The 26,862-nt window shown below is 65.0% G+C and carries 27 protein-coding genes; 8 read left to right on the forward strand and 19 right to left on the reverse strand.

Annotated elements, in window-relative coordinates; genetic code table 11:
- The first annotated feature begins 87 nt into the window (after nucleotides 1-87).
- The gene (cadR, locus tag HU772_RS23565; RefSeq protein WP_186662212.1) at nucleotides 88-531 is read left to right on the forward strand and encodes a cadmium resistance transcriptional regulator CadR; all 444 of its coding nucleotides are present in this window, start codon (nucleotides 88-90) and stop codon (nucleotides 529-531) included.
- Nucleotides 532-658: 127 nt separating this feature from the next.
- On the opposite strand, the gene HU772_RS23570 is transcribed toward cadR, so the two are convergent.
- From HU772_RS23570 to HU772_RS23580, 3 genes are read right to left on the reverse strand one after another with little or no spacing between them, the layout of a single operon-like run.
- Complete coding sequence (locus HU772_RS23570; protein WP_186662211.1) at nucleotides 659-1,630, reverse strand: thymidylate synthase; 972 nt, start codon at nucleotides 1,628-1,630, stop codon at nucleotides 659-661.
- A 46-nt stretch (nucleotides 1,631-1,676) separates the two neighbouring features.
- Entirely contained in the window at nucleotides 1,677-2,486 is an 810-nt protein-coding gene (lgt, locus tag HU772_RS23575) for a prolipoprotein diacylglyceryl transferase (protein ID WP_186662210.1), read from the reverse strand.
- Nucleotides 2,487-2,502: 16 nt separating this feature from the next.
- On the reverse strand, nucleotides 2,503-3,285 hold the full coding sequence (locus HU772_RS23580; protein WP_186662209.1) for a sulfite exporter TauE/SafE family protein: 783 nt from the start codon (nucleotides 3,283-3,285) through the stop codon (nucleotides 2,503-2,505).
- Nucleotides 3,286-3,416: 131 nt separating this feature from the next.
- Between HU772_RS23580 and HU772_RS23585 the strand changes: the two genes are divergently transcribed.
- Nucleotides 3,417-4,163 (forward strand): NRDE family protein, encoded by a 747-nt coding sequence (locus tag HU772_RS23585; RefSeq protein WP_186662208.1) that lies wholly within the window; start codon nucleotides 3,417-3,419, stop codon nucleotides 4,161-4,163.
- A 108-nt stretch (nucleotides 4,164-4,271) separates the two neighbouring features.
- On the opposite strand, the gene ptsP is transcribed toward HU772_RS23585, so the two are convergent.
- The 4 genes from ptsP to ilvA form a co-directional block, all read right to left on the reverse strand.
- Nucleotides 4,272-6,545 (reverse strand): phosphoenolpyruvate--protein phosphotransferase, encoded by a 2,274-nt coding sequence (gene ptsP / locus HU772_RS23590; protein ID WP_186662207.1) that lies wholly within the window; start codon nucleotides 6,543-6,545, stop codon nucleotides 4,272-4,274.
- A gap of 22 nt (nucleotides 6,546-6,567) precedes the next feature.
- Nucleotides 6,568-7,047, reverse strand: a complete 480-nt coding sequence (locus HU772_RS23595) for an RNA pyrophosphohydrolase (RefSeq protein WP_028688498.1) — start codon at nucleotides 7,045-7,047, stop codon at nucleotides 6,568-6,570.
- Between the two features lie 152 nt (nucleotides 7,048-7,199).
- Entirely contained in the window at nucleotides 7,200-7,625 is a 426-nt protein-coding gene (locus HU772_RS23600; RefSeq protein WP_186662206.1) for a DUF2269 family protein, read from the reverse strand.
- A 126-nt stretch (nucleotides 7,626-7,751) separates the two neighbouring features.
- Nucleotides 7,752-9,266: a threonine ammonia-lyase, biosynthetic gene (gene ilvA, locus HU772_RS23605; protein WP_186662205.1), complete on the reverse strand. Its 1,515-nt coding sequence runs from the start codon at nucleotides 9,264-9,266 to the stop codon at nucleotides 7,752-7,754.
- A gap of 128 nt (nucleotides 9,267-9,394) precedes the next feature.
- Here ilvA and rpiA point away from each other — a divergent pair, with 128 nt between their 5' ends.
- On the forward strand, nucleotides 9,395-10,069 hold the full coding sequence (gene rpiA / locus HU772_RS23610; RefSeq protein ID WP_186662204.1) for a ribose-5-phosphate isomerase RpiA: 675 nt from the start codon (nucleotides 9,395-9,397) through the stop codon (nucleotides 10,067-10,069).
- A gap of 880 nt (nucleotides 10,070-10,949) precedes the next feature.
- Here the strand turns inward: rpiA and HU772_RS23615 are convergent.
- The 4 genes from HU772_RS23615 to HU772_RS23630 all read right to left on the reverse strand — a co-directional run bounded on the left by HU772_RS23615 (nucleotide 10,950) and on the right by HU772_RS23630 (nucleotide 15,075).
- A complete protein-coding gene (locus tag HU772_RS23615) occupies nucleotides 10,950-11,849 on the reverse strand; it encodes an SdiA-regulated domain-containing protein (protein WP_186660694.1) in 900 nt (299 codons plus the stop codon).
- A gap of 90 nt (nucleotides 11,850-11,939) precedes the next feature.
- Complete coding sequence (locus HU772_RS23620) at nucleotides 11,940-12,860, reverse strand: SdiA-regulated domain-containing protein (protein WP_186660692.1); 921 nt, start codon at nucleotides 12,858-12,860, stop codon at nucleotides 11,940-11,942.
- Between the two features lie 127 nt (nucleotides 12,861-12,987).
- Entirely contained in the window at nucleotides 12,988-13,653 is a 666-nt protein-coding gene (locus HU772_RS23625; protein WP_186660690.1) for a fumarylacetoacetate hydrolase family protein, read from the reverse strand.
- Nucleotides 13,654-13,677: 24 nt separating this feature from the next.
- The gene (locus tag HU772_RS23630) at nucleotides 13,678-15,075 is read right to left on the reverse strand and encodes a D-2-hydroxyglutarate dehydrogenase (RefSeq protein ID WP_186660688.1); all 1,398 of its coding nucleotides are present in this window, start codon (nucleotides 15,073-15,075) and stop codon (nucleotides 13,678-13,680) included.
- Between the two features lie 170 nt (nucleotides 15,076-15,245).
- Here HU772_RS23630 and serA point away from each other — a divergent pair, with 170 nt between their 5' ends.
- Nucleotides 15,246-16,475 (forward strand): phosphoglycerate dehydrogenase, encoded by a 1,230-nt coding sequence (serA, locus tag HU772_RS23635; protein ID WP_186660686.1) that lies wholly within the window; start codon nucleotides 15,246-15,248, stop codon nucleotides 16,473-16,475.
- 97 nt (nucleotides 16,476-16,572) lie between these two features.
- Here serA and HU772_RS23640 read toward each other — a convergent pair whose 3' ends face one another.
- Entirely contained in the window at nucleotides 16,573-17,049 is a 477-nt protein-coding gene (locus HU772_RS23640; RefSeq protein ID WP_186660684.1) for a DUF4399 domain-containing protein, read from the reverse strand.
- A gap of 226 nt (nucleotides 17,050-17,275) precedes the next feature.
- Here HU772_RS23640 and HU772_RS23645 point away from each other — a divergent pair, with 226 nt between their 5' ends.
- Nucleotides 17,276-17,737: a substrate-binding periplasmic protein gene (locus HU772_RS23645; protein WP_186660682.1), complete on the forward strand. Its 462-nt coding sequence runs from the start codon at nucleotides 17,276-17,278 to the stop codon at nucleotides 17,735-17,737.
- A gap of 18 nt (nucleotides 17,738-17,755) precedes the next feature.
- On the opposite strand, the gene HU772_RS23650 is transcribed toward HU772_RS23645, so the two are convergent.
- Both HU772_RS23650 and HU772_RS23655 read right to left on the reverse strand, forming a co-directional pair.
- Nucleotides 17,756-18,259, reverse strand: a complete 504-nt coding sequence (locus HU772_RS23650; RefSeq protein WP_186660680.1) for a 2-thiouracil desulfurase family protein — start codon at nucleotides 18,257-18,259, stop codon at nucleotides 17,756-17,758.
- Nucleotides 18,246-18,869 (reverse strand): 2OG-Fe(II) oxygenase, encoded by a 624-nt coding sequence (locus tag HU772_RS23655; protein ID WP_186660678.1) that lies wholly within the window; start codon nucleotides 18,867-18,869, stop codon nucleotides 18,246-18,248. The genes HU772_RS23650 and HU772_RS23655 overlap by 14 nt, the downstream gene beginning before the upstream one ends.
- A gap of 121 nt (nucleotides 18,870-18,990) precedes the next feature.
- Between HU772_RS23655 and HU772_RS23660 the strand changes: the two genes are divergently transcribed.
- Nucleotides 18,991-19,743 (forward strand): DUF2059 domain-containing protein, encoded by a 753-nt coding sequence (locus HU772_RS23660; RefSeq protein WP_186660676.1) that lies wholly within the window; start codon nucleotides 18,991-18,993, stop codon nucleotides 19,741-19,743.
- On the opposite strand, the gene bipL is transcribed toward HU772_RS23660, so the two are convergent.
- Nucleotides 19,744-20,670, reverse strand: coding sequence for a phospholipase BipL (bipL, locus tag HU772_RS23665; RefSeq protein ID WP_186660675.1), 927 nt, complete (start codon nucleotides 20,668-20,670; stop codon nucleotides 19,744-19,746). It abuts the gene before it with no gap.
- 121 nt (nucleotides 20,671-20,791) lie between these two features.
- Here bipL and HU772_RS23670 point away from each other — a divergent pair, with 121 nt between their 5' ends.
- Nucleotides 20,792-21,349 carry a DUF6436 domain-containing protein gene (locus HU772_RS23670; protein ID WP_186660673.1) on the forward strand — a complete coding sequence of 186 codons (558 nt, stop codon included), beginning with the start codon at nucleotides 20,792-20,794 and terminating at the stop codon, nucleotides 21,347-21,349.
- Nucleotides 21,350-21,477: 128 nt separating this feature from the next.
- Nucleotides 21,478-23,844, forward strand: a complete 2,367-nt coding sequence (locus HU772_RS23675; protein ID WP_186660672.1) for a penicillin acylase family protein — start codon at nucleotides 21,478-21,480, stop codon at nucleotides 23,842-23,844.
- Nucleotides 23,845-23,910: 66 nt separating this feature from the next.
- Here the strand turns inward: HU772_RS23675 and HU772_RS23680 are convergent, their stop codons facing one another.
- From HU772_RS23680 to HU772_RS23695, 4 genes are read right to left on the reverse strand one after another with little or no spacing between them, the layout of a single operon-like run.
- On the reverse strand, nucleotides 23,911-24,783 hold the full coding sequence (locus HU772_RS23680) for a transporter substrate-binding domain-containing protein (protein WP_186660671.1): 873 nt from the start codon (nucleotides 24,781-24,783) through the stop codon (nucleotides 23,911-23,913).
- A complete protein-coding gene (locus tag HU772_RS23685; protein ID WP_186660670.1) occupies nucleotides 24,780-25,553 on the reverse strand; it encodes an amino acid ABC transporter ATP-binding protein in 774 nt (257 codons plus the stop codon). The genes HU772_RS23680 and HU772_RS23685 overlap by 4 nt, the downstream gene beginning before the upstream one ends.
- A complete protein-coding gene (locus HU772_RS23690; protein ID WP_186660669.1) occupies nucleotides 25,550-26,209 on the reverse strand; it encodes an amino acid ABC transporter permease in 660 nt (219 codons plus the stop codon). Before HU772_RS23690 ends, HU772_RS23685 begins: the two co-directional genes overlap by 4 nt.
- Nucleotides 26,190-26,855, reverse strand: coding sequence for an amino acid ABC transporter permease (locus HU772_RS23695; RefSeq protein WP_186660668.1), 666 nt, complete (start codon nucleotides 26,853-26,855; stop codon nucleotides 26,190-26,192). Before HU772_RS23695 ends, HU772_RS23690 begins: the two co-directional genes overlap by 20 nt.
- Between the last annotated feature and the right edge of the window lie 7 nt (nucleotides 26,856-26,862).

The raw sequence follows: 26,862 nt of genomic DNA on the forward strand, positions 1-26,862 counted from the left end.
TCTGCGGATATCCGCAGAGTGGGTTGTTGCCAAGTGAACACCCTGTAGCCACTATAGGGTCAAGCCCCTTGCTGGAGATTTGCCATCATGAAGATCGGAGAACTGGCCAAAGCCACCGACTGCGCCGTGGAAACCATCCGCTATTACGAGCGTGAGCAACTGCTGCCAGAGCCGGCGCGCAGCGACGGCAACTACCGGCTGTACACCCAGGCCCACGTCGAGCGGCTGACCTTCATCCGCAACTGCCGCACCCTGGACATGACCCTGGACGAAATCCGCAGCCTGCTGAACCTGCGCGACAGCCCGGACGGCTCATGCGGCAGCGTCAATGCGCTGATCGACGAGCACATCGAGCATGTACAGGCACGGATAGATGGTTTGATGGCGTTGCAGCGGCAACTGGTGGAATTACGCCGGCAATGCAATGCGCAGGGCGCGGAGTGCGCGATATTGCAGCAGTTGGAAACCAATGGGGCGGTGACGGTGCCAGAGACCGAGCATTCCCATGTTGGGCGCAGCCACGGGCATTGATGGCGTCTGTACCTACGCATTCGCGGGCAAGCCCGCTCCCACAGTTCACCGCTACCTTCAGGGCCTACGGTGTGCCTGTGGGAGCGGGCTTGCCCGCGAATGCGTCAGTTCAGGCGATAAAACGCTGTCAGACCGCCATCGGCGCGGTCATTGGCGCATGGTGCTCATAGCCTTCCAGCCAGAAATCACTTGGTTCGATCTTCTCCAGCCACTCCGGCTCGTACTTGCCGGTCTCGGCAAACGCCGGCACGCGGTCGCTGATCACCAGCTTCGGCGCCGCCAGCGGCTCGCGCTTGAGCTGCTCGCCCAGCATGTCCAGGTGGTTCTCGTACACATGGGCATCGCCAATGAAGTAGGTGAACCAGCGCGGGGTGTAGCCGGTCAGGCGGCCGAACAGCGACAGCAGCGCCGCGCCTTCGGTGAGGTTGAACGGCGTGCCCAGGCCCAGGTCGTTGGAGCGGATGTAGAGGGTCAGGGAAATTTCCCGGGTCTCGACATTCGGGTGGAACTGGTACAGCAGGTGGCACGGCGGCAGGGCCATCTCGTCGAGCTGGGCGCAGTTCCAGCCGTGGAACAGGATACGCCGGCTGCCGGGGTCGTTGGCGATGGTATCCAGGCACTGGCGCACCTGGTCGATGGCTTTGTACAGGATGACGAACGCCTGGCCGTCCTCCTCGTCCCGGGCGATCTGACGGAAGCCCGCCTTTTCGGCCATTTCGATGGCCGCCGAATTGTTCAGGGGGATGCGCTTGTAGCCCGGCCACTGGCGCCATTGCACGCCGTAGATCTCGCCGAGGTCGTCATGCCCCTGGCGGAACGGATTGGCCAGCCACTGGGCGTTTTCATTGGCGTTCTGGTCCCAGACCTTGCAGCCCAGGTCGCGGAATTGGCCGGCGTTCTTCACCCCGCGCAAAAAACCCACCATCTCGCCGATCGCCGACTTGAACGCCAGCTTGCGCGTGGTGATGGCCGGGAAGCCTTTTTGCAGGTCGAACTTGAGCATGGCGCCCGGCAAGCTGATGGTGCCGATACCGGTGCGGTTCTGCTGCAGCGTGCCGTTGTCGATGATGTCACGGACCAGGTCTAGATACTGTTTCATGGCTTACCTGTAGCAAGAACGGCAGGGGATCGCCCTGCCGTGGAAATCAAACGGTGGCCTTGGCCGTCGGTTTGCGGTTGTAGGCCCACCAGATCAGGAACAGGCCGCCGACGATCATCGGCACGCACAGCAACTGACCCATGGTCAGCCAGCCGAAGGCGATATAGCCCAGTTGCGCGTCGGGTACCCGCACGAACTCCACGATGAAGCGGAAGATGCCATAGAACAGCGCGAACATGCCGGAAACCGCCATGGTCGGACGCGGCTTGCGCGAGTACAGCCAAAGGATGACGAATAATGCCACACCTTCGAGGGCGAACTGGTACAGCTGCGACGGGTGACGCGGCAGTTGCGCCGGGTCGCTGAACGGCGGGAACACCATCGCCCAGGGCACATCGGTGGCCTTGCCCCAGAGTTCGGCGTTGATGAAGTTGCCAATGCGCCCGGCGCCCAGGCCAATCGGCACCAGCGGTGCGACGAAGTCCATCAGCTCGAAGAACGACTTGTTGTTGCGCTTGCCGAACCACAGCGCCGCCAGCATCACCCCGATGAATCCACCGTGGAACGACATGCCGCCTTTCCACACCTCGAAGATCAGCGTCGGGTTGGCCAGGTACTGGTGCAGGTCATAGAACAGCACATAGCCCAGGCGGCCACCGACGATCACCCCCATCGACAACCAGAACACCAGGTCGGAGAGTTTCTCGCGGCTCCAGGTCGGGTCGAAACGGTTGAGCCGACGCGAGGCCAGCAGCCAGGCGCCGCCGATGCCGATCAGGTACATCAGGCCGTACCAGTGGATTTTCAGCGGCCCGAGGGCCACGGCCACGGGGTCGATCTGCGGGTAAGGCAGCATGGATTTTCCTCTTGGTTCAAATAAGGAAGCTGAGGCCGACGCAGAACAGCAACGCGGCGAACAGGCGCTTGAGCAGGCGCGGCGACAATTTGTGCGCCAGGCGCGCGCCGAAGCGGGCGAAGAACATGCTGGTCACGGCAATGCCGACCAGCGCGGGGAGGTAGACGTAACCGAGGCTATGGGCCGGCAGGCGTGTCTCGTGCCAGCCCAGCCACATGAAGCTCAGGGCGCTGGCCAGGGCAATCGGCAGGCCGCACGCCGACGAGGTCGCCACCGCCTGCTGCATGGGCAGGCTGCGCCAGGTCAGGAACGGCACGGTCAGCGAGCCGCCGCCGATGCCGAAGATCGCCGAGGCCCAGCCGATCACCCCGCCGGCGGCGGTCAGGCCCGGTTTGCCGGGGATGCCGCGGCTGGCCTTGGGCTTGAGGTCCAGGGCCATCTGCGCGGCGATCACCAGGGCGAATACGCCGATGATCTTCTGCAGCATCGGCCCCTGGATCAGCGACGCGGTCTTGGCCCCGACCAGCGCGCCGAGCAGGATGCCCACGGTCATCCAGGCGAAGATCGGCCACTGCACCGCGCCCTTGCGCTGGTGCTCGAGCACGGCGTTGATCGAGGTGAAGACGATGGTCGCCAGCGACGTGCCCACGGCCAGGTGGGTCAGCACCGAGGGTTCGAAACCCTGCAAGGTGAAACTGAACACCAGCACCGGCACGATGATGATGCCGCCACCGACGCCGAACAGCCCGGCCAGCACGCCGGCGCAGGCGCCCAACAGCAGATAGAGTACGAATTCCATTCGCCGCCCCTGTGGAAAACAATCCGGCATGGTAACGGATGCCAAGCCCGGCGCTCTAGTGAACTCTGTGTCAGATGATGGATAGCGACCAGCAGCGCGGGTAGAGTGGCCGAAAACACAGGGGACAACCTATGTGCCTGATCGTATTCGCCTGGCGGCCGGGGCACGCCCTGCCGCTGATCGTCGCGGCCAACCGCGACGAGTTCTACGCCCGGCCGACCCAAGCCCTGGCCGCCTGGGCGGACGCCCCCGGGGTGCATGCCGGGCGCGACCTGGAGGCCGGCGGCACCTGGCTGGGCGTCGGCCCGGGCGGGCGCTTCGCGGCGCTGACCAACATTCGCGATCCGGGCCAGCCGGTGGGGCCTCGCTCACGGGGCGAGCTGGTGGCGGCGTACCTGCAGGGCACGCTGGGGGTGGAGGCCTACCTGGACCAGGTGGCCAGCCGCAGCAAGCACTATTCAGGGTTCAACCTGCTGGTGGGCGACGGCGAGCGGCTGGGTTACCTGCATGCCCGCGACGCCGCTCCGCGCCTGCTGGAGCCTGGGGTCTACGGGCTGTCGAATGCAGGGCTGGATACGCCGTGGCCAAAGCTGGTGAAGGCGCGCAACGGGCTTGAGGGATTGCTTGAGAGCGCCGATCCACAGCAGCTATTGGCGCTGCTGGGCGATACACAGCCTGCGTTGGACGGCGACTTGCCTGAGACCGGCGTGGGGCTGGCCACCGAGCGGCTGCTGTCGAGCGTGTTCATTGCCAGCCAGAACTACGGGACGCGGGCGAGCACGGTGTTGATCGTCGATGACCAGGGGCGGCGGCGGATGGTCGAGCGCAGTTTCGGGCCGTTTGGTGGACACTTGGGCGAAGTAGAGCTTTTGCCTTGAATGCCGTGGGGCTGCCATGCAGCCCATCGCGGCACAAGGCCGCTCCTACAGGGGTATGCGATCTCCTGGAGAACCGGCCGGAAAGGCCCGCAAAGCGGGCCCAGGATCTCAAAGGGTCTTGTTCGGCCCGATCATCCGCGCCAGGCCAAGGTTCTTCAGCGCCAACTGCAACGAGCTGTGGATAACTTGCGGATTGTCGTGACTCATGGCGTCGGCCAGCAATTCACGCGCCTTGCCAAGATTGACCTGGCGCAGCATCCACTTGACCTTCGGCAGGTTGGTGGCGTTCATCGACAAGCTGTCGAAGCCCATGGCCATCAACAAGATCGCCGCCGCCGGGTCACCGGCCATCTCGCCACAGATGCTCACCGGCTTGCCTTCCTCGTGGGCCACGCTGACCACCGTCTGCAAGGCTTGCAGCACCGCCGGGTGCAGGTAGTCGTAAAGGTCGGCGACCCGTGGGTTGTTGCGATCCACCGCCAACAGGTACTGGGTCAGGTCGTTGGAGCCGACCGACAGGAAGTCGACCTGGCGCGCCAGTTCGCGGGTCTGGTACACCGCAGCCGGGATCTCCACCATCACCCCCACCGGCGGCATCGGTACATCGGTGCCTTCGTCACGCACCTCGCCCCAGGCGCGGTGGATCAGGTGCAGGGCTTCTTCCAGCTCGTGGATGCCGGAAATCATCGGCAACAGGATGCGCAGGTTGTTCAGGCCTTCGCTGGCCTTGAGCATGGCGCGGGTCTGCACCAGGAAGATTTCCGGGTGGTCGAGGGTGACGCGGATGCCGCGCCAGCCGAGGAACGGGTTCTCTTCCTTGATCGGGAAGTACGACAGCGACTTGTCGCCGCCGATGTCGAGGCTGCGCATGGTCACCGGCAGCGGGTGGAAGGCCTGCAGCTGCTCGCGGTAGATCGCCAGCTGCTCCTTTTCGCTGGGGAAGCGCTGGTTGATCATGAACGGCACTTCGGTGCGGTACAGGCCAACGCCCTCGGCACCGCGCTGCTGGGCGCGGGCGACATCGGCGAGCAGGCCGGTGTTGACCCACAGCGGCATGCGATGGCCATCGGGGGTGATGCATGGCAGCTCGCGCAGGGCGTCGAGGCCCTGGGCCAGCTGGCGTTCTTCCTCGACCACGTCGCTGTACTGCTTGCGCAGCACCTCGCCGGGGTTGGTGAACACCTCGCCCTTGTAGCCGTCGACGATCATCTCGATGCCGTCGACTTTCGAATACGGCAGGTCGACCAGGCCCATGACGGTGGGGATGCCCATCGCCCGGGCCAGGATCGCCACATGGGAGTTGCCCGAGCCCAGCACCGACACCAGGCCCACCAGCTTGCCTTCCGGCACTTCGCCGAGCATGGCCGGGGTCAGCTCCTCGCTGACCAGGATAGTGTTGTCCTGGTACACCAGCGACTGCGAGCGGGCTTCCTGCAGGTAGGCGAGCAGGCGCCGGCCGAGGTCCTTGACGTCGGAGGCGCGCTCGCGCAGGTAGTCGTCGTCCATCAGCTCGAAGCGGTTGACGTGCTCGCCAACCACCTGGCGCAGGGCGCCCTGGGCCCACTGGCCGGTCTTAATGACCTCGATCACCTCGCCACCGAGGGCGGCGTCCTCGAGCATCATCAGGTACACATCGAACAGCGCGCGCTCCTCGGGACGCAGCTGGGTAGCCAGCTTGGTCGACAGCTTGCGCATGTCCTCGCGCACGCCTTCGAGGGCGTTGTTGAACAGTTTCAGTTCGTTGTCGATATCTTCGACGGTCTTGTCCGGCACCACTTCAAGGTCGGCGGGGGGCAGCATCACCACGGCGCGGCCGACCGCCGCGCCGGGCGACCCCGGCACGCCGACGAAGCGCGCCTCCTGGATACCCTTGCCCTGGCGGCCCAGGCCACGGATCGAACCGGTGGCCTCGGCATGGGCGATCACCCCGGCGAGCTGGGCGCTCATGGTGACCAGGAAGGCTTCCTCGCCTTCGTCGAACTGGCGGCGCTCCTTCTGCTGGATGACCAGCACACCGACCACGCGCCGGTGGTGGATGATCGGCGCGCCGAGGAACGAGGCGAATTTCTCTTCGCCGGTCTCGGCGAAGTAGCGGTAGCGCGGGTGATCGGCGGCATTCTCGAGGTTGAGCGGCTCCTCGCGAGTGCCGACCAGACCGACCAGGCCCTCGTTGGGGGCCATGCTGACCTTGCCGATGGAACGCTTGTTCAGGCCTTCGGTGGCCATCAGCACGAAGCGGTTGCTGTCCGGGTCGAGCAGGTACACCGAGCAGACCTGGCTGCCCATGGCCTCCTTGACGCGCAAGACAATGATACCCAACGCCGTCTTGAGATCTTTGGCGGAGTTCACTTCCTGGACGATCTTGCGCAGCGTATTGAGCATGGCTCGGGGTCGGACTCCGTCGTCAGTCGCGCGTCAGCAGGCGCGGGGCTAGCTCTTTCAGGGCGCGGCGGTACACCTCGCGCTTGAATGTCACCACCTGGCCCAGCGGATACCAGTAGCTGACCCAGCGCCAGCCGTCGAATTCCGGTTTGCCGGTGAGGTCCATGCGCACCCGTTGCTCGTTGCTCACCAGACGCAGCAGGAACCACTTCTGTTTCTGGCCGATGCACAGCGGCTGGCTGTGGGTGCGCACCAGGCGCTGGGGTAAACGATAACGCAACCAGCCACGGGTGCAGGCAAGAATTTCCACGTCCTGGCGTTCCAGGCCCACTTCTTCGTTCAGCTCGCGGTACAGGGCGTCTTCCGGCGTTTCATCAGGGTTGATGCCACCCTGGGGAAACTGCCAGGCATCCTGGTTGATCCGCCGAGCCCATAGCACCTGCCCGGCATCATTCGTAAGAATGATCCCGACATTGGGGCGAAAACCATCCGGGTCGATCACGGCAGCAACCTCGCAAACGCATGTCGCCGCATTGTTCCACAAAGCCCGAGCGCGCAGCAACGCGCCCGCCAAGCTTATCTGCGGCGCGGTGAAAACGCCGTGTGCGCCTGGCATCGCCAGCCAGGCTGACGCCTACCGCTGGGAGCAGGCCTCTAGACCGGCTTGGCGCCCATCAAGCCGGCGATGGACAGGAAGCACACGCCACTGAACAGTGCCAACGCCAGGGTGAGCTTGAGGCCCACCGTCTCGGCCCTGCGCAGACGGTTCAGGCGCACCAGCAACCACCACACGGCGAACGCGCCAACGGTGTAGATGATGCTGGAGGCCAGCACCCAGGTCTGCCCCAGCGGCCAACCGACCAGGTGCACCAGCCACCAACCGGTGAATGGCATGCTCACCAGGCACAGGCCCATCAGCAGCCAGACGAACAGCAGCGGCCGGCGCAGCAGCTTGGCATAGGCTTCGGTGTCACCCTTGCGCCGGGCGAGCACGGTCCAGATCGCCAGGCCCAGGGCGCCAAGCAGCAACAGGGCGGTGGCGAGGATATGCAGGGTCTTGAGGGTGGTCAGGTGTTCCATGTCTTCATCGTCCTTCAGCAGGGTAATTCGCGCCCGTCTCTTCGCGGGTAAACCCGCTCCCACAGGGAACGCGCGCGCCTGTGAGGCGGGGTGACCCGCGAAGGACCATACGCCCAGCTTAGTCAGTTAACCCAAGAACAGCCGGTAAGCCGGGTTCTCGGTCTCATCCCAGTACGGGTAGCCGATCTTGGCCAGCGCCGCCGGCACCAGGTGGCGCTCTTCTTCCGGCACCTGCAGGCCCGCGACCACACGCCCATCGGCGGCACCGTGGTTGCGGTAGTGGAACATCGAGATGTTCCAGCGCCCGCCCAGCTTGTTGAGGAAGTTGAACAGCGCCCCTGGTCGCTCGGGGAACTCGAAGCGCAACACCATCTCGTCGCGGGCCCCGGCCGAATGGCCACCCACCATGTGGCGGATATGCAGCTTGGCCAGTTCGTTGTCGGTCAGGTCGGTGACCGGGAAGCCCTGCTCGCTCAACTGCTGCACCAAGGCCGCGCGCGGGTCGGTTTCCGGGTGAGTCTGCACGCCGACAAAGATATGCGCCTCGTCGGAGGTGTGCTTACGGTAGTTGAATTCGGTGATCTGGCGCTTGCCAATGGCCTCGCAGAAGGCCTTGAAGCTGCCTGGACGCTCGGGAATGGTCACGGCGATGATCGCCTCGCGCTTCTCGCCCAGTTCGGCACGCTCGGCCACATGGCGCAGGCGGTCGAAGTTGACGTTGGCGCCGGAGTCGATGGCCACCAGGGTCTGGCCTGTCACGCCCTTGAGCTCGACGTACTTCTTGATCCCGGCAACGCCAAGTGCGCCGGCAGGTTCGGTGATCGAGCGGGTATCGTCGTAGATATCCTTGATGGCTGCACAGATTTCATCGGTGCTGACGGTGATCACCTCATCGACGTGGTGACGACAGATATCGAAGGTGTGCTGGCCGATCTGCGCCACCGCCACGCCGTCGGCGAACAGCCCGACCTGGGGCAGCACCACGCGCTCACCAGCGGCCATGGCGGCTTGCAGGCAGTTGGAGTCGTCCGGCTCGACGCCAATCACCTTGATCTCAGGGCGCAGGTACTTCACATAGGCGGCGATGCCGGCGATCAAGCCGCCGCCGCCGACCGGCACGAAGATAGCGTCCAGCTGGCCCGGGTGCTGGCGCAGGATTTCCATGGCCACGGTGCCTTGGCCGGCGATGGTGTGCGGATCGTCGTATGGATGGATATAAACGAAGCCCTTTTCCTCGACCAGCTTGAGCGAATAGGCCAGCGCCTCAGGGAACGAGTCGCCATGCAGCACCACCTTGCCGCCCCGCGAGCGCACGCCTTCGACCTTGATTTCCGGGGTGGTCTTGGGCATCACGATGGTCGCCTTGATGCCCAGCTCGCGGGCCGCCAGGGCCACGCCCTGGGCATGGTTACCGGCCGAGGCGGTGACCACGCCCCGGGCCAGTTCCTCGGCACTGAGCTGCGCCAACTTGTTGTAGGCCCCACGGATCTTGAACGAGAACACCGGCTGCAGGTCCTCGCGCTTGAGCAGCACCGTGTTGCCCAGGCGCTTGCTCAGCTGCCCGGCACCGTGCAACGGGGTTTCGACGGCAACGTCGTAGACGCGCGAGGTGAGGATCTTCTTGACGTACTGTTCGAGCATCGGAAAGCATCACTGGGCCGCGGGACAAGGGCTGGGAGTCTACCGCAGCGCTACGTCGGGCGACCACAGCAAAGCCACGGGAGCCGTTATACTAGGCCATTTCCCGCCCTGCCCCTCCCGGAGCCCGCATGACCCAGGACCAACTCAAACAGGCCGTCGCCCAGGCCGCCGTCGACCTCATCCTGCCGAAACTGGATGAGAAAAGCGTCGTCGGCGTCGGTACCGGTTCGACCGCCAACTTCTTCATCGACGCCCTGGCCCAGCACAAGACCGCCTTCGACGGCGCCGTCGCCAGCTCCGAGGCTACCGCCCAGCGCCTGAAGGGCCATGGCATCCCGGTATACGAGCTGAACAGCGTCAGCGAGCTGGAGTTCTACGTGGACGGCGCCGACGAGAGCGACGCCCACCTCAACCTGATCAAGGGCGGCGGCGCAGCCCTGACCCGCGAGAAGATCGTCGCGGCGGTGGCCAAGACCTTCATCTGCATCGCCGACGCCAGCAAGCTGGTGCCGGTGCTGGGCGCCTTCCCGCTGCCGGTCGAGGTGATCCCGATGGCCCGCAGCCACGTGGCGCGCCAGCTGGTCAAGCTGGGCGGCGACCCGGTCTACCGCGAAGGAGTGGTGACCGACAACGGCAACGTCATCCTCGATGTGCACAACCTGCAGATCACCGACCCGGTGGCCCTCGAAAGCCAGATCAACGCCATCGTCGGCGTGGTCACCAATGGCCTGTTCGCCGCGCGCCCGGCCGATGTGCTGCTGCTGGGCACCAGCGAAGGCGTGAAGACCCTCAAGGCCGAGTGACAGGCACCGCGCCGCCTGCTTCGCGGGTAAACCCGCTCCCACAGGCGTAGCGCATGGCTTGAGGTCAGCGCGGTCGCTGTGGGAGCGGCTTCAGCCGCGAACACCGGCGCAGCCGGTGCCAAACACCGCGTCGCCTGCTTCGCGGGTAAACCCGCTCCCACAGGTGTGGTGCATGCCCTGAGGTCAGCGCGATCCCTGTGGGAGCGGCTTCAGCCGCGAACACCGGCGCAGCCGGTGCCAAACACCGCGTCGCCTGCCTCGCGGGCAAGCCCGCTCCCACAGGCGTAGCGCATGGCTTGAGGTCAGCGCGGTCGCTGTGGGAGCGGCTTCAGCCGCGAACACCGGCGCAGCCGGTGCCAAACACCGCGTCGCCTGCTTCGCGGGTAAACCCGCTCCCACAGGTGTGGTGCATGCCCTGAGGTCAGCGCGATCCCTGTGGGAGCGGCTTCAGCCGCGAACACCGGCGCAGCCGGTGCCAAACACCGCGTCGCCTGCCTCGCGGGCAAGCCCGCTCCCACAGGCGTAGCGCATGGCTTGAGGTCAGCGCGGTCGCTGTGGGAGCGGCTTCAGCCGCGAACACCGGCGCAGCCGGTGCCAAACACCGCGTCGCCTGCTTCGCGGGTAAACCCGCTCCCACAGGTGTGGTGCATGCCCTGAGGTCAGCGCGGTCGCTGTGGGAGCGGCTTCAGCCGCGAACACCGGCGCAGCCGGTGCCAAACACCGCGTCGCCTGCTTCGCGGGCAAGCCCGCTCCCACAGGCGTAGCGCATGGCTTGAGGTCAGCGCGGTCCCTGTGGGAGCGGCTTTAGCCGCGAACACCGGCGCAGCCGGTGCCAGACGCCGCGCTGCTAGTTTCTCGGGCAAGCCCGCCCACAGGTCCATCAAGGCTGCCTGAAGACATAGAACAGGTTCGGCTCACTGACCAGGTAGATAGTCCCCGCGTCATCCATCGCAATGCCCTCCGCCTGCGGCACGTTGCGCTGCAACCCCTGGAAGCCCTTGCGCAACGACAAGGTGCTCAACGGCCGGCCTTGCACATCCAGCTCCAGCACCAGCCGCGACTCGTCCGACAGCGCCATCAGGTGCCCGCTGCGCTCGTCGAACTGCAGGCTGGACAGGTCACGCACGAACAGCCGACGGTCACGCTTGCGGTCCTGCAGCACATGCACGGCATAGGGTTTGTCAGGGTTGTCGTGGGGGAAGCCGTGCACTTCGTAGATCATCATCGGGTCGCGTTCCTTGGCCACGAACAGGCGCTTGCCGACCGAGTCGTAGGCCAGCCCCTCGAAGCCCTTGTTGCCGTTCAGGCCAATGCCCAGGGACAGTTGCTCGGCATCGTTGGCGTCGAGGAACGGCGTGTCGTCGTCCAGGCGCACGCGTATCAGCCGCTGCTCCCGCTCGTCGGTGATCACGTAGCTGTTGGGGCCTACATATTCCACGGCTTCGGGGTCGCCGAAACCGGTCAACGGCACCCGGCGCAGGATGCGCCCATCCAGCGACAGCTCGATCAGCTCCGACTTGGCGTTGGTGACGGTGAACAGGCTCTTGCGGTCAGGGTCGTAGGTCAGCGCCGAGATATCGTCGTCCAGGCCTTCGATGGGCTGCGCCTCAATCGCCACCTGGTAACGGTCCAGGCCAATGCTCTGCTCGGCCGGTTGCCACCAGGTCTTGAGGTTGAACCAACCGCGCTCGAACAGGCGGAACTCATGCCCGGCCACGCCCAGCACGAGCAACGGGACCAACACGATGAAGACAAAGAACAGGCGATGGGAACGGCGCATGGTGGCAGACTCGGCTTGAGGAGCACGCATCTAACCACTATCAACTGAAGCAAAGCTTAATGCCATCATCCGAAATGGCTGAGGGCATTGTCAGTGCTTTCTGAAGCGATAGAACAGATTCGGCTCGCTGACGATGTACAGGGTGCCCTGCTCGTCCATGGCCACGCCTTCGGCCCGCGGGATAGTGTCGGCCAGGCCATTGAACCCGCCCAGCAGGGTCATGAAACTGACCTGCTCGCCCTGCTCGTCCAGCTCCAGCAGCAAGTTGGAGTCGGCCGACAGCACCAGCAGGTGGCCGGTGCGCGGATCGACCCCCAGGGCCGAGAGATTGCGCAGGTCGAGCTCATCGTTGGGCAGCGGCTGCTTTTCGCCCTGCAGTGGGCTGTGGCCGTCGGTGTTCCAGGTGTACAGCTTCGGCGGACGCTCTTCGCCAATGATCAGGCGCTGGCGCGGCACGTCCCAGGCGATGGCCTCGAAGCCCTTGTTGCCATTACCGGCATCGCCCAGGTCGTGGCTGAGGTAGTCGGCGCGGTTGAGCGAGGTAGTGCCGGCGTCTACCTTGACCACCGTCAAGTCGTGGTTGCGCTCATCGACAATGGCGATCTGCCCGTCCTCGAGCACCGCCACGCCTTCGGGGTTGGCCCATCCGACCAGGGGCATCTTGCGCAGGACGTCGCCATCGAGGGTCAACTCGACCAGGAACGGGTGCTTGCCCATCACCGAGAACAGCGTGCGAGTGTGCGGGTTGTAAGCCAGGTCGGAGGCTTCGTCGCGTTCCATGCCCGGCAACGGTTTGGCGTCGATGTCCGCCACATAGTCCGGCAACCAGATGCTTTCCTGGCGCTCGGCCGGGCTTTCGAAGCCTTCCTTTATCCACAGCAGGCCACGGTCATCCCAATGCATGGCCACCACCACGCCATAGCCGATCAGCGCGGCCACGGCCAGGCAGAACGGCCAGCGCAGGTAAAAACGGCGCTTGGAAGGTACGGAGGCGCTGGCGGGAGACGGCATGCAAGGGTCCTGGGAAAATGGGCGGAGTTTCGCGCATTATCCGCATGAGGTGTGAAAAAACGGTAAAAGCGAAGGTATCAACCATGCCGGTGTTCGCCGGCAAGGCCGGCGTCTACCCAGGCTTGGGTCAGAGCACCCGGCCTTCGAAGCGGCTGGCGCCGGGAAGCTCGAGCACCAGCTCATCGCCAACATTGAACGGCCCCACGCCGGCCGGGGTGCCGGTGAGAATCACATCGCCCGGTTGCAGCGCGAAGTGCCCTGCGATGTGTTGGATCATCGGCACGATGGGGTTGAGCATCAGCGCGCTGTTGCCATCCTGGCGCACTTCACCGTTGATGGTCAGGCGGATACCGATATCGGTCAGATCCTCGAAAGTCCCCGCCGAAACGAACGGTGGCAGCACACAGGCGCCATCGAAGCTCTTGGCCAGCTCCCACGGCAGGCCCTTTTCCTTCAGCTTTGCCTGCACCTCGCGCAGGGTGAGGTCGAGCGCCGGGGCATAGCCGGAAATCGCGTCGAGCACCTCTTCCTCGGTCGGATGGGTGGACAGCGGCTTGCCCAGCAGCACGGCGATCTCCGCCTCGTAATGCACCGAGCCGCGGTCGGTCGGGATCTTGAAACCACCTTCCAGGGGCACCACGCAGCTGCCCGGCTTGATGAACAGCAGCGGCTCGCTGGGGATGGGGTTGTCCAGTTCCTTGGCATGCTCGGCATAGTTGCGGCCGATGCACACCACCTTGCCCAGCGGGAAGTGGATACGGGTGCCATCTACATACTGGTGCTGGTAACTCATGGCCGACTCCTGTGAATACTGCTTTTATTCGGGAGCGAAGATCTTACCCGGATTCATGATGCCGTTAGGGTCGAACACGGCCTTGATCGCCTTCATGCAAGCGATTTCATCCGCCGAGCGGCTGTAGCCGAGGTAGTCGCGCTTGGTCATGCCCACGCCATGCTCGGCGGAGATCGAGCCGTTGTAGCGCTCGACGATCTCGAACACCCATTTGTTGACCTTGGCACACGAGGCGAAGAAGTCGTCCTTGCTCATGGCGTCGGGCTTGAGAATGTTCAGGTGCAGGTTGCCGTCGCCGATGTGGCCGTACCAGACCACTTCGTAATCCGGGTAGTGCTCGGCGACGATGGCATCGATGTCGCGCAGGAACGCCGGCACCTTGGATACGGTGACGGAGATGTCGTTCTTGTACGGCGTCCAGTGGGAGATGGTCTCGGACAGGTACTCGCGCAGCTTCCACAGGTTCTTCAGCTGGGTTTCGCTCTGGCTCATCACCCCATCCAGCACCCAGCCCTGTTCGACGCAGTGCTCGAAGGTGGCCAGCGCTTGGTTGGCCACCTCTTCGGTGCTGGCTTCGAACTCCAGCAGGGCGTAGAACGGGCACTCGGTCTCGAAGGGCGCGGGCACATCGCCACGGGCGAGGATCTTGGCCAGGCCCTTGTCGGAGAAGAACTCGAAGGCTGTCAGGTCGAGCTTACCCTGGAAGGCATGCAGCACCGGCATGATCGCGTCGAAGTCCGGCGTGCCCAGCACCATTGCCGTCAGGTTGCGCGGCGCGCGGTCCAGGCGCATGGTCGCCTCGACCACGAAGCCCAGGGTGCCTTCGGCGCCGATGAACAGCTGGCGCAGGTCGTAGCCGGTGGCGTTCTTGATCAGGTCCTTGTTCAGCTCGAGCAGCTCGCCCTTGCCAGTGACCACTTTCAACCCGGCGACCCAGTTGCGGGTCATGCCGTAGCGAATCACCTTGATGCCGCCGGCGTTGGTGCCAATGTTGCCGCCAATCTGGCTGGAGCCACTGGAGGCGAAGTCCACCGGGTAGTACAGGCCCTGGTCTTCGGCGAACTGCTGCAGCTGGCGAGTGATCACGCCTGGCTGGCAGACCACGGTGCGGTCGAATTCGTTGAACGCGAGGATCTGGCTCATGTAGTCGAAGGCCACCACCACCTCGCCGTGAGCGGCGACCGCGCCTCCCGACAGGCCGGTACGCCCACCGGACGGCACCAGGGCGACCTTGTGCCGGTTGGCCCAAAGCACGACGGCCTGGACCTGCTCGATGGACTTGGGGAAGACAATGGCGCTGGGCGCGGGCGGGTAGTGCTTGGTCCAGTCCTTGCCATAAGCCTCGAGCGAGGCGGGATCGGTGAGGACCTTGCCAGGGTCGACCAGGGTCATCAGCTCATCAATTACCGCAGACTGGGTCATCGCAGGAACTCTCGACTTATTCATAGTCACCCTGAGCACGCTTCACCTGTCGGGATAAGCTCAGATCAGGTCGCGTATGCTAGCATAGCCCTCCCGTCGTTCGTGCTAAGGCCGACGCCGCGCCGCTTCACCCCCCTCGCCATTTTTCTCCGGGATACAGGTTTACGCAGATGAGCAAGACTTCTCTCGACAAGAGCAAGATCAGGTTCCTTCTTCTTGAAGGCGTCCACCAGAACGCGGTGGATACCCTGAAGGCTGCCGGGTACACCAATATCGAGTACCTCACCGGTTCGCTGCCAGACGCCGAACTGAAGGAAAAGATCGCCGATGCCCACTTCATCGGCATCCGCTCGCGCACCCAGCTGACCGAAGAGGTCTTCGACTGTGCGAAGAAACTGGTCGCGGTCGGCTGCTTCTGCATCGGCACCAACCAGGTCGACCTGGGCGCGGCCCGCGAGCGCGGCATCGCGGTGTTCAACGCCCCGTACTCCAACACCCGTTCGGTGGCCGAGCTGGTGCTGGCCGAAGCCATCCTGCTGCTGCGCGGCATCCCTGAGAAAAACGCCTCCTGCCACCGTGGCGGCTGGATCAAGAGCGCAGCCAACTCGTTCGAGATCCGGGGCAAGAAACTGGGCATCGTCGGCTACGGCTCGATCGGTACCCAGCTGTCGGTCCTGGCCGAAAGCCTGGGCATGCAGGTGTACTTCTACGACCCGCTGACCAAGCTGCCGCTGGGCAACGCCACCCAGGTCACCAGCCTGAACGAACTGCTGGGCCTGGCCGACATCGTCTCGCTGCACGTGCCTGAGCTGCCGTCCACCCAGTGGATGATCGGCGAGAAGGAAATCCGCGCGATGAAGAAGGGCGCGATCCTGATCAACGCCGCCCGTGGCACCGTGGTCGAGCTCGACCACCTGGCCGCCGCGATCAAGGACAAGCACCTGATCGGCGCCGCCATCGACGTGTTCCCGGTGGAGCCGCGTTCCAACGACGAAGAGTTCGAAAGCCCGCTGCGCGGCCTGGACAACGTGATCCTGACCCCGCACATCGGTGGTTCCACCGCCGAGGCCCAGGCCAACATCGGCCTGGAAGTGGCCGAGAAGCTGGTCAAGTACAGCGACAACGGTACTTCCGTGTCGTCGGTCAACTTCCCGGAAGTGGCCCTGCCGGCCCACCCTGGCAAACACCGCCTGCTGCACATCCACGAAAACATTCCGGGCGTGCTCAGCGAGATCAACAAGGTGTTCGCCGAGAACGGCATCAACATCTCCGGCCAGTTCCTGCAGACCGACGAGAAAGTCGGCTATGTGGTGATCGACGTCGACGCCGAGTACTCGGACCTGGCCCAGGAGAAACTGCAGCACGTGAAGGGCACCATCCGCTCGCGCGTCCTGTTCTGATTTTTCCTGCGACATGAAAAAGGGAGGCCCTGGTGGCCTCCCTTTTTTTCGCCCTCGGGCCGGCATGCCCCTGTGTAGGAGCCCGGATGCGTGCGGTTTACTTCACGGTGACCGTGATCTTCTGCGACTCGACACTCGGTTTGAACGGCACGTGGTACTGGTCACCCAGCACCAGTTGCAGGGTGTGCTTGCCCGGGGTCAGGGTGATGGTCGCCTCGGTCTGCGCCTTGCCAAAGTGCAGCACTTGCGGGCCGGCCGGCAGCGGCGCGTTGTTCTCCGGCATCAGGCTGGTGGGCAGCGGCTGGTCGGCCAGCGGCGCCTTGTCGACATCCACCAGCAAATGATGGTGGCCGGTGTGCGGAGTCTGGTCACCGGCGGGCTTCAGGCCCATGCCTTCGATGCCGAACTTGACGGTGAAGGTCTTGTCGACCGTGGCCCCATCGGCCGGGGAAACGATGAAGACCTTGGCGCCTTCCGGTGGCTGCTGGCTCTTCAGGGCATCCGCGGCGCTGGCGAACACCGACACCCCCATCAGCAGACCGGCGACGGCAGCACGCGAAAATAGGCTTTTCATTCACTTCTCCTGTGATTCACTTCAATTGACCGCTATCACTCAAACCCAGTGCGGCGGTACTTCACCATAGTCCACCTGAACCTCGAGTGGTTCAAAAACGCTGCACAAATATTTCAGGAGCAGGGCAAACATAAGGCCTGCGCCGAGGTCATAGGCTGCGTTCGACCGGCGCATGAACAAAGCGCCGGCGGCTGACACTCTTCTGCCAAACAAGAAAGGGGCTCCCATGCGTTTGACCATTGGCGTACTGCTGGCTGTACTGTTCACCCCGTTGGCCCAGGCCGAACTGATCGACGAGATCAACGATCGGGGTGAACTGCGTATCGCGGTACAAAGCGACGCCGCGCCCTATGCATTCAAGCAGGACGAACACCTGACCGGTTTCGATATCGAGCTTGGCCAGGCATTGGCCAAGGAATTGGACCTGCGCGCCGAATTTATCGAAACGCCCGCCGCGCAAGTGCTACCGGGAGTGGAGAGCGGCAAGTTCGACATTACGGTCGACAAGCCAGACGAGGAAAACAAACTCGCACCCGCGTTGAGCGCCAGCCAGCCGTTTGGCGAGCAGCACCTGGTGATTCCATTCCAGAAGGATAATCCGGCGTTCGAGAGCGCCGTGAACAACGCCTTGCAACGGCTCAAGGACAATGGACGCCTGGCCGAACTGGAACAGAAATGGTTCCCGTAGGCACCAGCTCGCGGGCTTCTACGGGCCCGCGAGATTCAAGGCCTGCGCGGCCTGTTCCAGCTCCAGTTCGCTGAACACCAGCACCCCTTCGCGCCGCAGCGATGCCGTGGTCACCCCCTCCCCCGACACCTTCACACCGGTGAAGCTACCGTCATAGGTCAGGCGGTTTCCACACGAAGGGCTGCCGGATTTGAGCACCGCCACGCGGATCCCGTGCCGCCGCACCAGGGCCAAGGCTTGCCGGGCGCCAGCGAGAAATGCCGCGCTGACATCCTCGCCGGACACCGTCACGACCTGCGCCAGCCCATCCAGCACCTCGCCGCCCTGCCCGCCCGGAATCTCCGCGGGCGGGCGCGGCGTCGGCAAGCCACCGGCTACCTCCGGACACAACGGCACCACCCGGCCTTCGGCCTGCCAGCGTTGCAACAGGTCGGGATGGCCACTGGCGCGCCCGTCGTAGCGCACCGGCTGGCCCAGCAGGCAGGCGCTGACCAGGACCTTGGGCAACTCAGAACGGGTCATTGCCACGACGCCGGAACCAGCCCGTCAACGACAGGCGCTCGCGCCCGGCCGGCAGGACTTCGTGGGGCACATCGCCCGAGAGGAACACCACCAGGGTGCCGGCGCGCGGTTGCACATCATGCTCGCGGTCGCCGTCCAGGAACATGCGCAGCTGCCCACCATCCTCCGGTTGCCAGCCTTCATTGAGATAGAGCACGGCGGAAACCATGCGCCGGTCATCGTCGCGGAAGCGATCGAGGTGGCGTTTGTAGAACGCACCCGGCGGGTACAGGGCGAAGTGGCATTCGAAATCCTCCAACCCCAGGAACAACCCTTGGTTGATGGCCTGACGCAACCCATCCATCTCGTCCAGGTAGCCGTCGCAGGCGTCCGACTCCCCAGGATCGATCCACTGGATCTGGTCACCACGAATCGCTTCGCGGATCTCCTGCCCGGCGCCGCGCCCGACCCCGGCGGGGTTGAGTTCGCCCTCGGCGTAACGGCGCCGACACTCGGCCGCGAGCGCGCGCGACAGCTCGTCGGGCAGGAATAGGGATTGCTGCGACCAGCCACGGGTGGCCAGGTCGTCGACGATGGCCGACAGCAGCGGATGTTCGGAAGGATTGTGCATGGCGCATCATATCCATTCGCCCGGCGCTCGCACAGCGCCACTTGGTCAGGAAGCGCCACGGGCGTCTCGACAAAGGCCCGCCACGCCAAGGACAATAGCGGCCTGCCGACAGGAGTCCTGAATGCGCCGTTTGTTTTCCCTGCTAGTGCTGCTGACCTGCACCATGCCTGTCTGGGCAGACAGCCTCGATCAACTGTACAAGGCCGCCGGCTGGCCCGACCAGCGCGCCCACTTCAACGATGCCGTGAGTGCCGCCCAGCAGCGCTACCGCAACAGCCTGCCGCCGGCCGTCTACCAGGCGCTGGTGAACAACAGCAACCAGCGCTTCCAGGCCCAGGCCATGGACCGCCGCGCCCAGGCACAGCTGCGTGCCAACCTGGGCAACCCGACACCGGCCCTGGCGTTCTTCCAGTCGCCCGTGGGGCGCAAGGTGGTGGCCGCCGAGCTGCTGGCCACGCGCAAGGACCAGCTGGCGAAGAACGCCAAGGGCCTGCCGAAGATCCAGGCCAGCGACACCCGCCTGCTGATCATCGGCCACCTGGCCCAGGCCCTGCCTGCCCGCGAAGCCGGTGCCGAAGTCAGCCTCGCCATCGCCGGGGTCGCGGCCGACAGCCTAAGCTCGATGCTGCCCGGCCTGTTCGGTGGCGGCCAGGCCCAGAGCCTGCTCGACGGCCAGCGCCAGCGGCTGATGAACCAGGTGGGCGAAGACCTGAACAACACCCTGTTGTACGTCTACCGCGACCTCTCGGATACCGAACTCGAGGCGTTCGCCACCTTCGCCGAATCCGCCGACGGCCAGGCCTACTACAAGGCCGCGGTGACCGCGGTGCGCGCCGCCTTGGCCGTCGGCCAGAACGCCGCCGACCTGAACTGATCAGCCCAGGCGCTGGCCGATGAAGTCGAAGTAGCGCTGGCGGATACCAGGCAATTCATTGGCCAGGTGATGGCGCGCTTCGGGCAGCATGAGGATCTGCGGTTCGGCGAACTTGGCCTTGAGCACCTGCAGGTTGTAGGGCCAGTCCACCGTGCCGTCCGCCTCGCCCTGCACGATCAAGGGCCGCCGTGCGCTGCGCGGCGCCGCCTCGATCCGCTTGACCCAACGCAGCAGCGCCCCGACCCAGGCGGTCGGCAGGCGGCGCGGCTGCAGCGGATCGGCCTCGAGAAACGCCAGGAAGTTCGGGTCGTTGGTGTTCTCGCTGAAGCGCCGCTCGATGCCGTTGACGAAATGGCGCAGCACGCAATAGCTCAGCTTGGACCAGTGCCAGGCACGCGGGCGTACCAGCGGCGCCAGCAGGATCACCTCGCCATCCGCCGGGCTGTGCTCACCTTGGTGCAACAGGTGGTCGACCACGATCGCCCCACCGGTGCTTTGCCCGCACAGATGCCAGGGGCGCGGCAGATCGAGCTGGCGCGCCTGTTCGAACAAGGTGTCGAGCACCTGCTGGTATCGCCCGAAATCGTCGATGCTGGCCCGTTCGCCGCTGGACAACCCATGCCCGGGCAGGTCGCAGGCGATCACCGCATAGCCCTGTTGCAGGGCCCAGGCGATCACATGGCGGTACAGGCCCATGTGGTCGTAGTAGCCATGCAGCAGGAACAGCGTGGCCTGGGGCTGCTCGGGCAACCAGGCCTGGCCGACCAGGTCGAAGCCGGCCGCCTGGAAACCGCCCAGCCAACTGCGTACCGGCAGGTCCAAGCCATAGAAATGCTGGTAGGCCTGGCCCTGGCTGGATAACGGCTGGCGAGCGGTGAGAGGCGACAGGCTGGCGCGCAGCACGTCGGCTTGGAAACTGGCGGTCATGGGGTGAATCCGAAGTGCAGCGAGTATTGATCTGCGATATTCAGCTCTGGGCCGCGCCATGGCAAGCTTGGCCCCTTTTCCAACCAACCACGCGACCCAGCGGGCGCGGGCCAGGGCACCTATGGCAAAGCGACTCTTCACCCTCCTTGCACTGCTACTCGGCGCCGCCGCCCTGTGGTGGGCCTACGACAGCTTCCAGAGCCGCTACCTGCGCCCGTTCGACAACCAGGCCACCCTGTTCGACGGCAACCAACTGCGCCTGCCGCCAGAACTGGCCGGCCCCGGCCCGATCCGCGTGGTGCATTTCTGGGACCCGGCCTGCCCCTGCAACGTCGGCAACCAGCAGCACCTGGGTGAGCTGGTCGAGCGCTTCGCGCCCCTGGGCGTGAGTTTCCATGTACTGCAAAAGCCCGGCAGCCATGGCCAGCTGCCGGCCAACCTCGGCGCGCTCAAGCCCCTGGCCAACCTGCCCGGCAGCGAACAGTTGCCGGCCAGCCCTGCGGTGGCAATCTGGGACCGCGATGGCCAGCTTGCCTATTTTGGGCCATACAGCGAAGGCGCGGTGTGCAACGCGAGCAACAGCTTCATCGAGCCGATCCTCAGGGCATTGCACGAGGGGCGTCGGGTTCAGGCCTCCAATACCCTGGCGGTAGGCTGCTACTGCCCCTGGGCCGGTTGACGATAACGCTGGCCAGCGCCAGCGGTTGTTCATCGAGGGGCATGGAAACGCCCTCAGGGACTATGCTCAGGTCGCGATTGCGCCGATGATCGGCCCACAGCCAACCCTCGAATGCACAAGGAGTCTCGATGAAGCGCAGCCTGACCCTGCTGGCGGTGGTGATCACCATCGCAGCCGCTGGCACCGGTTACTGGTACGTGCAAGGCAAGCAGCCGCAACGTGAGGGCGAGCTCGCCATCGCCGGGTTGCAGGCGCCAGTCAGCGTGCGCTATGACGCCCGTGGCGTACCGCACCTGCAGGCGCAGAACGAACAGGACCTCTATCGCGCGCTCGGCTACGTGCACGCCCAGGACCGCTTGTTCCAGATGGAAATCATGCGCCGCCTGGCCCGCGGCGAACTGGCCGAAGTGCTGGGCGACAAGCTGCTGGCCACCGATACCCTGTTCCGCAGCCTGCGCATCCGCGACCAGGCCGCGTTGATGGTACAGCGACAAGACCAGCAATCCCCCGCCTGGCAGGCGCTGCAGGCGTACCTGGACGGCATCAATCAATGGCAGGCCGGCCACCCGAAACCCATGGAGTTCGACCTGCTCGGCATCCCATCCCGGCCCTTCACCGCCGAGGACACCCTGAGCATCGCCGGCTACCTGGCCTACAGTTTCGCCGCGGCGTTTCGCACCGAGCCGGCACTGACCTACATCCGCGACCAGCTCGGCCCCGACTACCTGAAGATCTTCGACCTCGACTGGCAGCCGGACGGGGCCCTGGCCACGCCGCTGGCCGCCGCCGACTGGCGCAGCCTGGAGCAGCTCGCCCAGCTCAGCCAGGAGGCCCTAGGCGACGCTGGCATCCCGCAGTTCGAAGGCAGCAACGCCTGGGCCGTGGCCGGCCGCCATACCCGCAGTGGCCGCCCGCTGCTGGCCGGCGACCCGCATATCAGCTTCGCCGTGCCGGCAGTCTGGTACGAGGCCGAGCTGTCGGCACCGGGCTTCAACCTGTATGGCTATTTCCTGGCCCTCAACCCGTTCGCCCTGCTTGGCCACAACCGCGACTTCGGCTGGAGCCTGACCATGTTCCAGAATGACGATGTCGACCTGATCGCCGAAAAAACCAACCCGGACAATCCCGAGCAGGTCATGGCCGATGGCCGCTGGCAGGCCCTGGAGAAAACCGAGCAGCGCGTTGCCGTCAAGGGCGAGGAAGCCACCACCCTCACCCTGCGTCGCTCACCCCATGGCCCGATCGTCAACAACGTGCTGGGCGACACCGCCGGCCCCACGCCGATCGCCCTGTGGTGGGCGTTCCTCGAAACCGAGAACCCGATCCTCGAAGGCCTCTACCAACTCAACCGTGCCGACACCCTGGACAAGATGCGCGAGGCCGCGGCCCAGATCCAGGCGCCGGGGCTCAACCTGGTCTGGGCCAATGCCCGCGGCGATATCGGCTGGTGGGCGGCGGCGCGCCTGCCGATCCGCCCGGACGGGGTCAATCCAACGTTCATCCTCGATGGCAGCAGCCACCAGGCCGACAAGCTCGGCTTCTACCCGTTCAGCGTCAACCCGCAGCAGGAGAACCCGGCCAGCGGCTACATCGTCTCGGCCAACTACCAGCCGCCGTCGGCAGTACCGGTGCCCGGCTACTACAACCTGGCCGACCGCGGCCGCCAGCTGGACCGCCTGCTGCGCAACTCTGACAGCCAATGGGACACCCAGAACAGCCAGGCGCTGCAGTTGGACACCAGCAGTGACTACGGCCCACGGACCCTGGCACCGCTGCTGGGCACCCTGCGCGAAGTGGCCCAGGGCGATGAGGAAAAAGAGCTGGTCGAGCAACTGGCCGCCTGGCGTGGCGACTACCCCGTGGACTCCACCAGCGCCACGCTGTTCAACCAGTTTCTCTACGAGCTGGCCTACGCCGCCCTGCACGACGAGCTCGGCGATACCTGGTTCCCGGTGCTGCTCGGCACCCGCGCCATCGACGCCGCCCTGCCGCGCCTGGCGGCCGACCCAAGCTCACCGTGGTGGAACCTGCGTGGCGGCAACCAGCACAGCGACCGTACCGCCGTGGTGCGCCAAGCCTGGCAACACAGCCTCGCGCACCTGCGCCAGACCTTCGGCCAGGACCCGGCCAGTTGGCAATGGGGCAAGGCTCACACCCTCACCCACAACCACCCGCTGGGGGTGAAGAAGCCGCTGAACCTGCTGTTCAATGTCGGCCCGTTCGCCGCGCCCGGCACCCACGAGGTGCCCAACAACCTCTCGGCGAAGATCGGCCCAGCACCTTGGCCGGTCACCTATGGCCCCTCGACCCGGCGCCTGATCGACTTCGCCGACGCCGGCGCGGCGCTGACCATCAACCCGGTCGGGCAGAGTGGCGTGCCGTTCGATCGACATTATGGCGACCAGGCGCAGGACTATATCGAGGGCCGCTACCACAAGGCACGGATGGGGGTGATTCCAGCGCAGAGCACATTGCGCCTGGTGCCCGCTCAGTAACAGTGGGCGCCGGCCTTGTCGGCGAACACCGGCGTGGCCGGTGCCAGCCGCCATGGCCGGGAGTGCTCAACCCTGCCACTTGCCCCCTTCGACGATCACGCTCTCAGGCTTGGTGTCGTCGCTCAGCTCCTTGCGCACGTACTGGTCGTACAGCTTGAGCAGGTACTTCTCCTCGCCCAGCTTGGCCAGCTCGGCGTTCACCCAGTCACGCAGCTCGGTGTTGCCCTTCTTCACCGCCGGCGCAATCGGCGCTTCATCGCCCAACAGGTCAGGCAGCACACGGTAGCCCGGGTTCTGCTTGGCCCAGCTGAACAGGATCAGGTTGTCCTGGGCGTAGGCGTCGCCACGGCCATTGGCCAGGGCCGCCAGCGACTCGGTGTTCTTCTCGAACTTGAGCAGCTTCCACTGCGGATGGGTCTTGGTCAGCCAGATATCGGCCGTGGTGCCGGTGGTGACGATGATGGTCTTGTCGGCCAGGTCGTCGAGCTTCTGCACCGGGCTGCCGTCGGCGACGATGGCCTGTACCGCCACGCGCAGGTTCGGGTTGGTGAAGTCCACCACCTCCTTGCGCTCCGGGGTGACGGTCATGTTGGCCAGGATCAGATCGACCTTGTCGCTCTGCAGGAATGGAATGCGACTGGCGGGCTCGACGGCGACGAACTCGACCTTGTTCTCGTCGCCCAGCAGGTCCTTGGCGAAACGCCGGCCAATGTCGGTGTCGAAGCCGACATAGCGGCCGCTTTCATCGACGAAGCCGAATGGCGGCTTGTCGGTGAACACGCCGACGATCAGCTTGTCGCGGGCCTTGATGGTTTCCAGGTAGCTGCTGGCCGGCGAAGCGGCAGCGGGCTTGGCCGTCTCTTCGGACTTGTTGCAGCCGGCCAGCAAGGCCAGGCCAAGCAGGGGGGCGAGCAGTTTGGCGAACGGTGCGGTCTTCATGACAGTTCCTTGTGCAATGACATGGGCAGGCTTTCGACGAACGAGAATTTCTCCAGGAACTGCTGCGCGCGTGCGGTCCGCGGTCGGGTGAAGAAAGGCTCGGGGTGACTCTGTTCAAGGATCCTGCCGGCCTCCATGAACACGATGCGGTCGGCCACCGCGCGGGCGAAGGCCATTTCGTGGGTGACGATCAGCAGGGTCATGCCGTCGCGGGCCAGGCCCTGGATCACCTGCAGCACCTCCTTGACCATTTCCGGGTCGAGGGCCGCGGTGACCTCGTCGAACAGCATCACCTGGGGGTTCATGCACAGCGAGCGGACGATGGCGATGCGCTGCTGCTGGCCACCGGAGAGCTGGCGCGGGAAGGCATCGCGCTTGTCCAGCAAGCCCACCCGGGCCAGCAACGCCTCGGCCTGGGCCAAAGCCTCGGCGCGTTCGCGCTTCTGCACCTTGAGTGGGCCGAGCAACAAGTTGTCGATCACGCTCATGTGGCCAAACAGGTGGTAGCTCTGGAACACCATGCCGACCCGCTGACGCACCTGGCGCCAGTCGGTATCCGGCCTGAGCAGCTGCTCCCCGGCCAGGGTCAGGCTGCCGCCCTGGGCCGCCTCCAGGCCGTTGAGGCAGCGCAGCAGCGTGCTCTTGCCGCAGCCGCTGGGGCCGAGGATCACCACCACCTCACCGGCGTTTACCTGCAGGTCGATGTCCGCCAGCACCTGGTGCTGGCCGAAGAATTTGTTGAAGCCTTGGAATTCGATCAGTGGATTCATGCATGGGCCCAGCGCCGCTCCAGCACACGCGAGGCGGCGGACAGCGGATAGCAGACGAAGAAGAAGAACAGGAACAACACGCCATAGATCAGCACCGACTCGTAGGTGCGCTCGATGATTTGCTGGCCGGCCTTGATCACCTCGACCACGCCGATCAGCACTGCCAGCGAGCTGGTCTTGACGATGCGCGTGTAGATGTTGATGGTCGGTGGAGTCATGCGCTTGAGCGCCTGGGGCAGCAGCACGTAGCCATACAGCTGCCAGCCGGACAGGCCGATCGACAGCCCGGCTTCGCGCTGGCCCCGGGGCAGCGAGCGTAACGCGCCGCGCACCACCTCGCCGACCTCGCTGGCGCCCCATAGCCCCAGCACCAGCACCGCGCACCAGAAGCTGGGGATGCTCAGGCCAAAGAAGATCGGCAGGCCGAAGAACACCAGGTACAGCCAGACCAGCACCGGGATAGCCCGGAACAGCTCCAGGTACACCTGCAACAAGACATTCAGCAGTCGGTTGCCAAGGCTCGCCAGCACCCCGTAGAGCACGCCGCCCAGGGTCGCGAAGACGATGCCCAGGGCCGAGATCGCCAGGGTCTGCGCGGCGCCGGCCGCCAGTTGTGGCAGCGACACCTGCAACAGCTCAAATGCCGAACTGGCCATGTTGCAGCCTCCGTTCCAGGTAGCGCAGCAGCAGCGACAGCGGCAGGAAGATCAGCACGCACAGCAGGGTCAGCACGGCGAGCATCTCGTAGGTCTTGTAGTACAGGGCGATGTAGTTCTTGGTGGTGTAGAGGATCTCCGGCACCGCCACCGCCGAGACCACGGTGGTCTCCTTGAGCAGGAACACGAAATTGGCGAACAGCGCCGGCAGGCTGAGGATCCCTGCCTGGGGCAGGATCACATGGCGCAGCAACTGGCCTTCGGACAGGCCGATGGAACGCCCCGACTCCAGTTGCGCCCGTGGCACCGCCTCGACCCCGGCGCGCAGCACCTCGGTGAGGTAAGCACCGCCCATGAAAGTCATGGTGATGATCGCGGCGCTGAAACCTGAGACTTTCAGCCCCAGGCTCGGTAGAGCGAAATAGACGAAGAACAGCTGGATCAGCAACGGCGTGTTGCGCGCCAGCTCCACATAGCCTTTGACCAGCCGCCACAGGTACGGGATGCGCAGCACCAGCAAGGTGGCGTTGACCAGGGCCACCAGCAGCGAAGTGGCAATGGCGATCAGCCCGACCTGCAGGGTCACGCCCACGGCCTTGAGGAAGGCCGGTAGGGTGCTGAGCATGAAAGCGGTGTCGAAGCTCATGCTGGGC

The organism is Pseudomonas xantholysinigenes, from assembly GCF_014268885.2.
Taxonomy (GTDB): Bacteria; Pseudomonadota; Gammaproteobacteria; order Pseudomonadales; family Pseudomonadaceae; genus Aquipseudomonas; species Aquipseudomonas xantholysinigenes.

Coding starts and splice junctions, on each gene's coding strand:
- cadR (WP_186662212.1), top strand. CDS start 88: ATGAAGATCGGAGAACTGGCCAAAGCCACCGACTGCGCCGTGGAAACC.
- HU772_RS23570 (WP_186662211.1), bottom strand. CDS start 1,630: ATGAAACAGTATCTAGACCTGGTCCGTGACATCATCGACAACGGCACG.
- lgt (WP_186662210.1), bottom strand. CDS start 2,486: ATGCTGCCTTACCCGCAGATCGACCCCGTGGCCGTGGCCCTCGGGCCG.
- HU772_RS23580 (WP_186662209.1), bottom strand. CDS start 3,285: ATGGAATTCGTACTCTATCTGCTGTTGGGCGCCTGCGCCGGCGTGCTG.
- HU772_RS23585 (WP_186662208.1), top strand. CDS start 3,417: ATGTGCCTGATCGTATTCGCCTGGCGGCCGGGGCACGCCCTGCCGCTG.
- ptsP (WP_186662207.1), bottom strand. CDS start 6,545: ATGCTCAATACGCTGCGCAAGATCGTCCAGGAAGTGAACTCCGCCAAA.
- HU772_RS23600 (WP_186662206.1), bottom strand. CDS start 7,625: ATGGAACACCTGACCACCCTCAAGACCCTGCATATCCTCGCCACCGCC.
- ilvA (WP_186662205.1), bottom strand. CDS start 9,266: ATGCTCGAACAGTACGTCAAGAAGATCCTCACCTCGCGCGTCTACGAC.
- rpiA (WP_186662204.1), top strand. CDS start 9,395: ATGACCCAGGACCAACTCAAACAGGCCGTCGCCCAGGCCGCCGTCGAC.
- HU772_RS23615 (WP_186660694.1), bottom strand. CDS start 11,849: ATGCGCCGTTCCCATCGCCTGTTCTTTGTCTTCATCGTGTTGGTCCCG.
- HU772_RS23620 (WP_186660692.1), bottom strand. CDS start 12,860: ATGCCGTCTCCCGCCAGCGCCTCCGTACCTTCCAAGCGCCGTTTTTAC.
- HU772_RS23625 (WP_186660690.1), bottom strand. CDS start 13,653: ATGAGTTACCAGCACCAGTATGTAGATGGCACCCGTATCCACTTCCCG.
- HU772_RS23630 (WP_186660688.1), bottom strand. CDS start 15,075: ATGACCCAGTCTGCGGTAATTGATGAGCTGATGACCCTGGTCGACCCT.
- serA (WP_186660686.1), top strand. CDS start 15,246: ATGAGCAAGACTTCTCTCGACAAGAGCAAGATCAGGTTCCTTCTTCTT.
- HU772_RS23640 (WP_186660684.1), bottom strand. CDS start 17,049: ATGAAAAGCCTATTTTCGCGTGCTGCCGTCGCCGGTCTGCTGATGGGG.
- HU772_RS23645 (WP_186660682.1), top strand. CDS start 17,276: ATGCGTTTGACCATTGGCGTACTGCTGGCTGTACTGTTCACCCCGTTG.
- HU772_RS23650 (WP_186660680.1), bottom strand. CDS start 18,259: ATGACCCGTTCTGAGTTGCCCAAGGTCCTGGTCAGCGCCTGCCTGCTG.
- HU772_RS23655 (WP_186660678.1), bottom strand. CDS start 18,869: ATGCACAATCCTTCCGAACATCCGCTGCTGTCGGCCATCGTCGACGAC.
- HU772_RS23660 (WP_186660676.1), top strand. CDS start 18,991: ATGCGCCGTTTGTTTTCCCTGCTAGTGCTGCTGACCTGCACCATGCCT.
- bipL (WP_186660675.1), bottom strand. CDS start 20,670: ATGACCGCCAGTTTCCAAGCCGACGTGCTGCGCGCCAGCCTGTCGCCT.
- HU772_RS23670 (WP_186660673.1), top strand. CDS start 20,792: ATGGCAAAGCGACTCTTCACCCTCCTTGCACTGCTACTCGGCGCCGCC.
- HU772_RS23675 (WP_186660672.1), top strand. CDS start 21,478: ATGAAGCGCAGCCTGACCCTGCTGGCGGTGGTGATCACCATCGCAGCC.
- HU772_RS23680 (WP_186660671.1), bottom strand. CDS start 24,783: ATGAAGACCGCACCGTTCGCCAAACTGCTCGCCCCCCTGCTTGGCCTG.
- HU772_RS23685 (WP_186660670.1), bottom strand. CDS start 25,553: ATGAATCCACTGATCGAATTCCAAGGCTTCAACAAATTCTTCGGCCAG.
- HU772_RS23690 (WP_186660669.1), bottom strand. CDS start 26,209: ATGGCCAGTTCGGCATTTGAGCTGTTGCAGGTGTCGCTGCCACAACTG.
- HU772_RS23695 (WP_186660668.1), bottom strand. CDS start 26,855: ATGAGCTTCGACACCGCTTTCATGCTCAGCACCCTACCGGCCTTCCTC.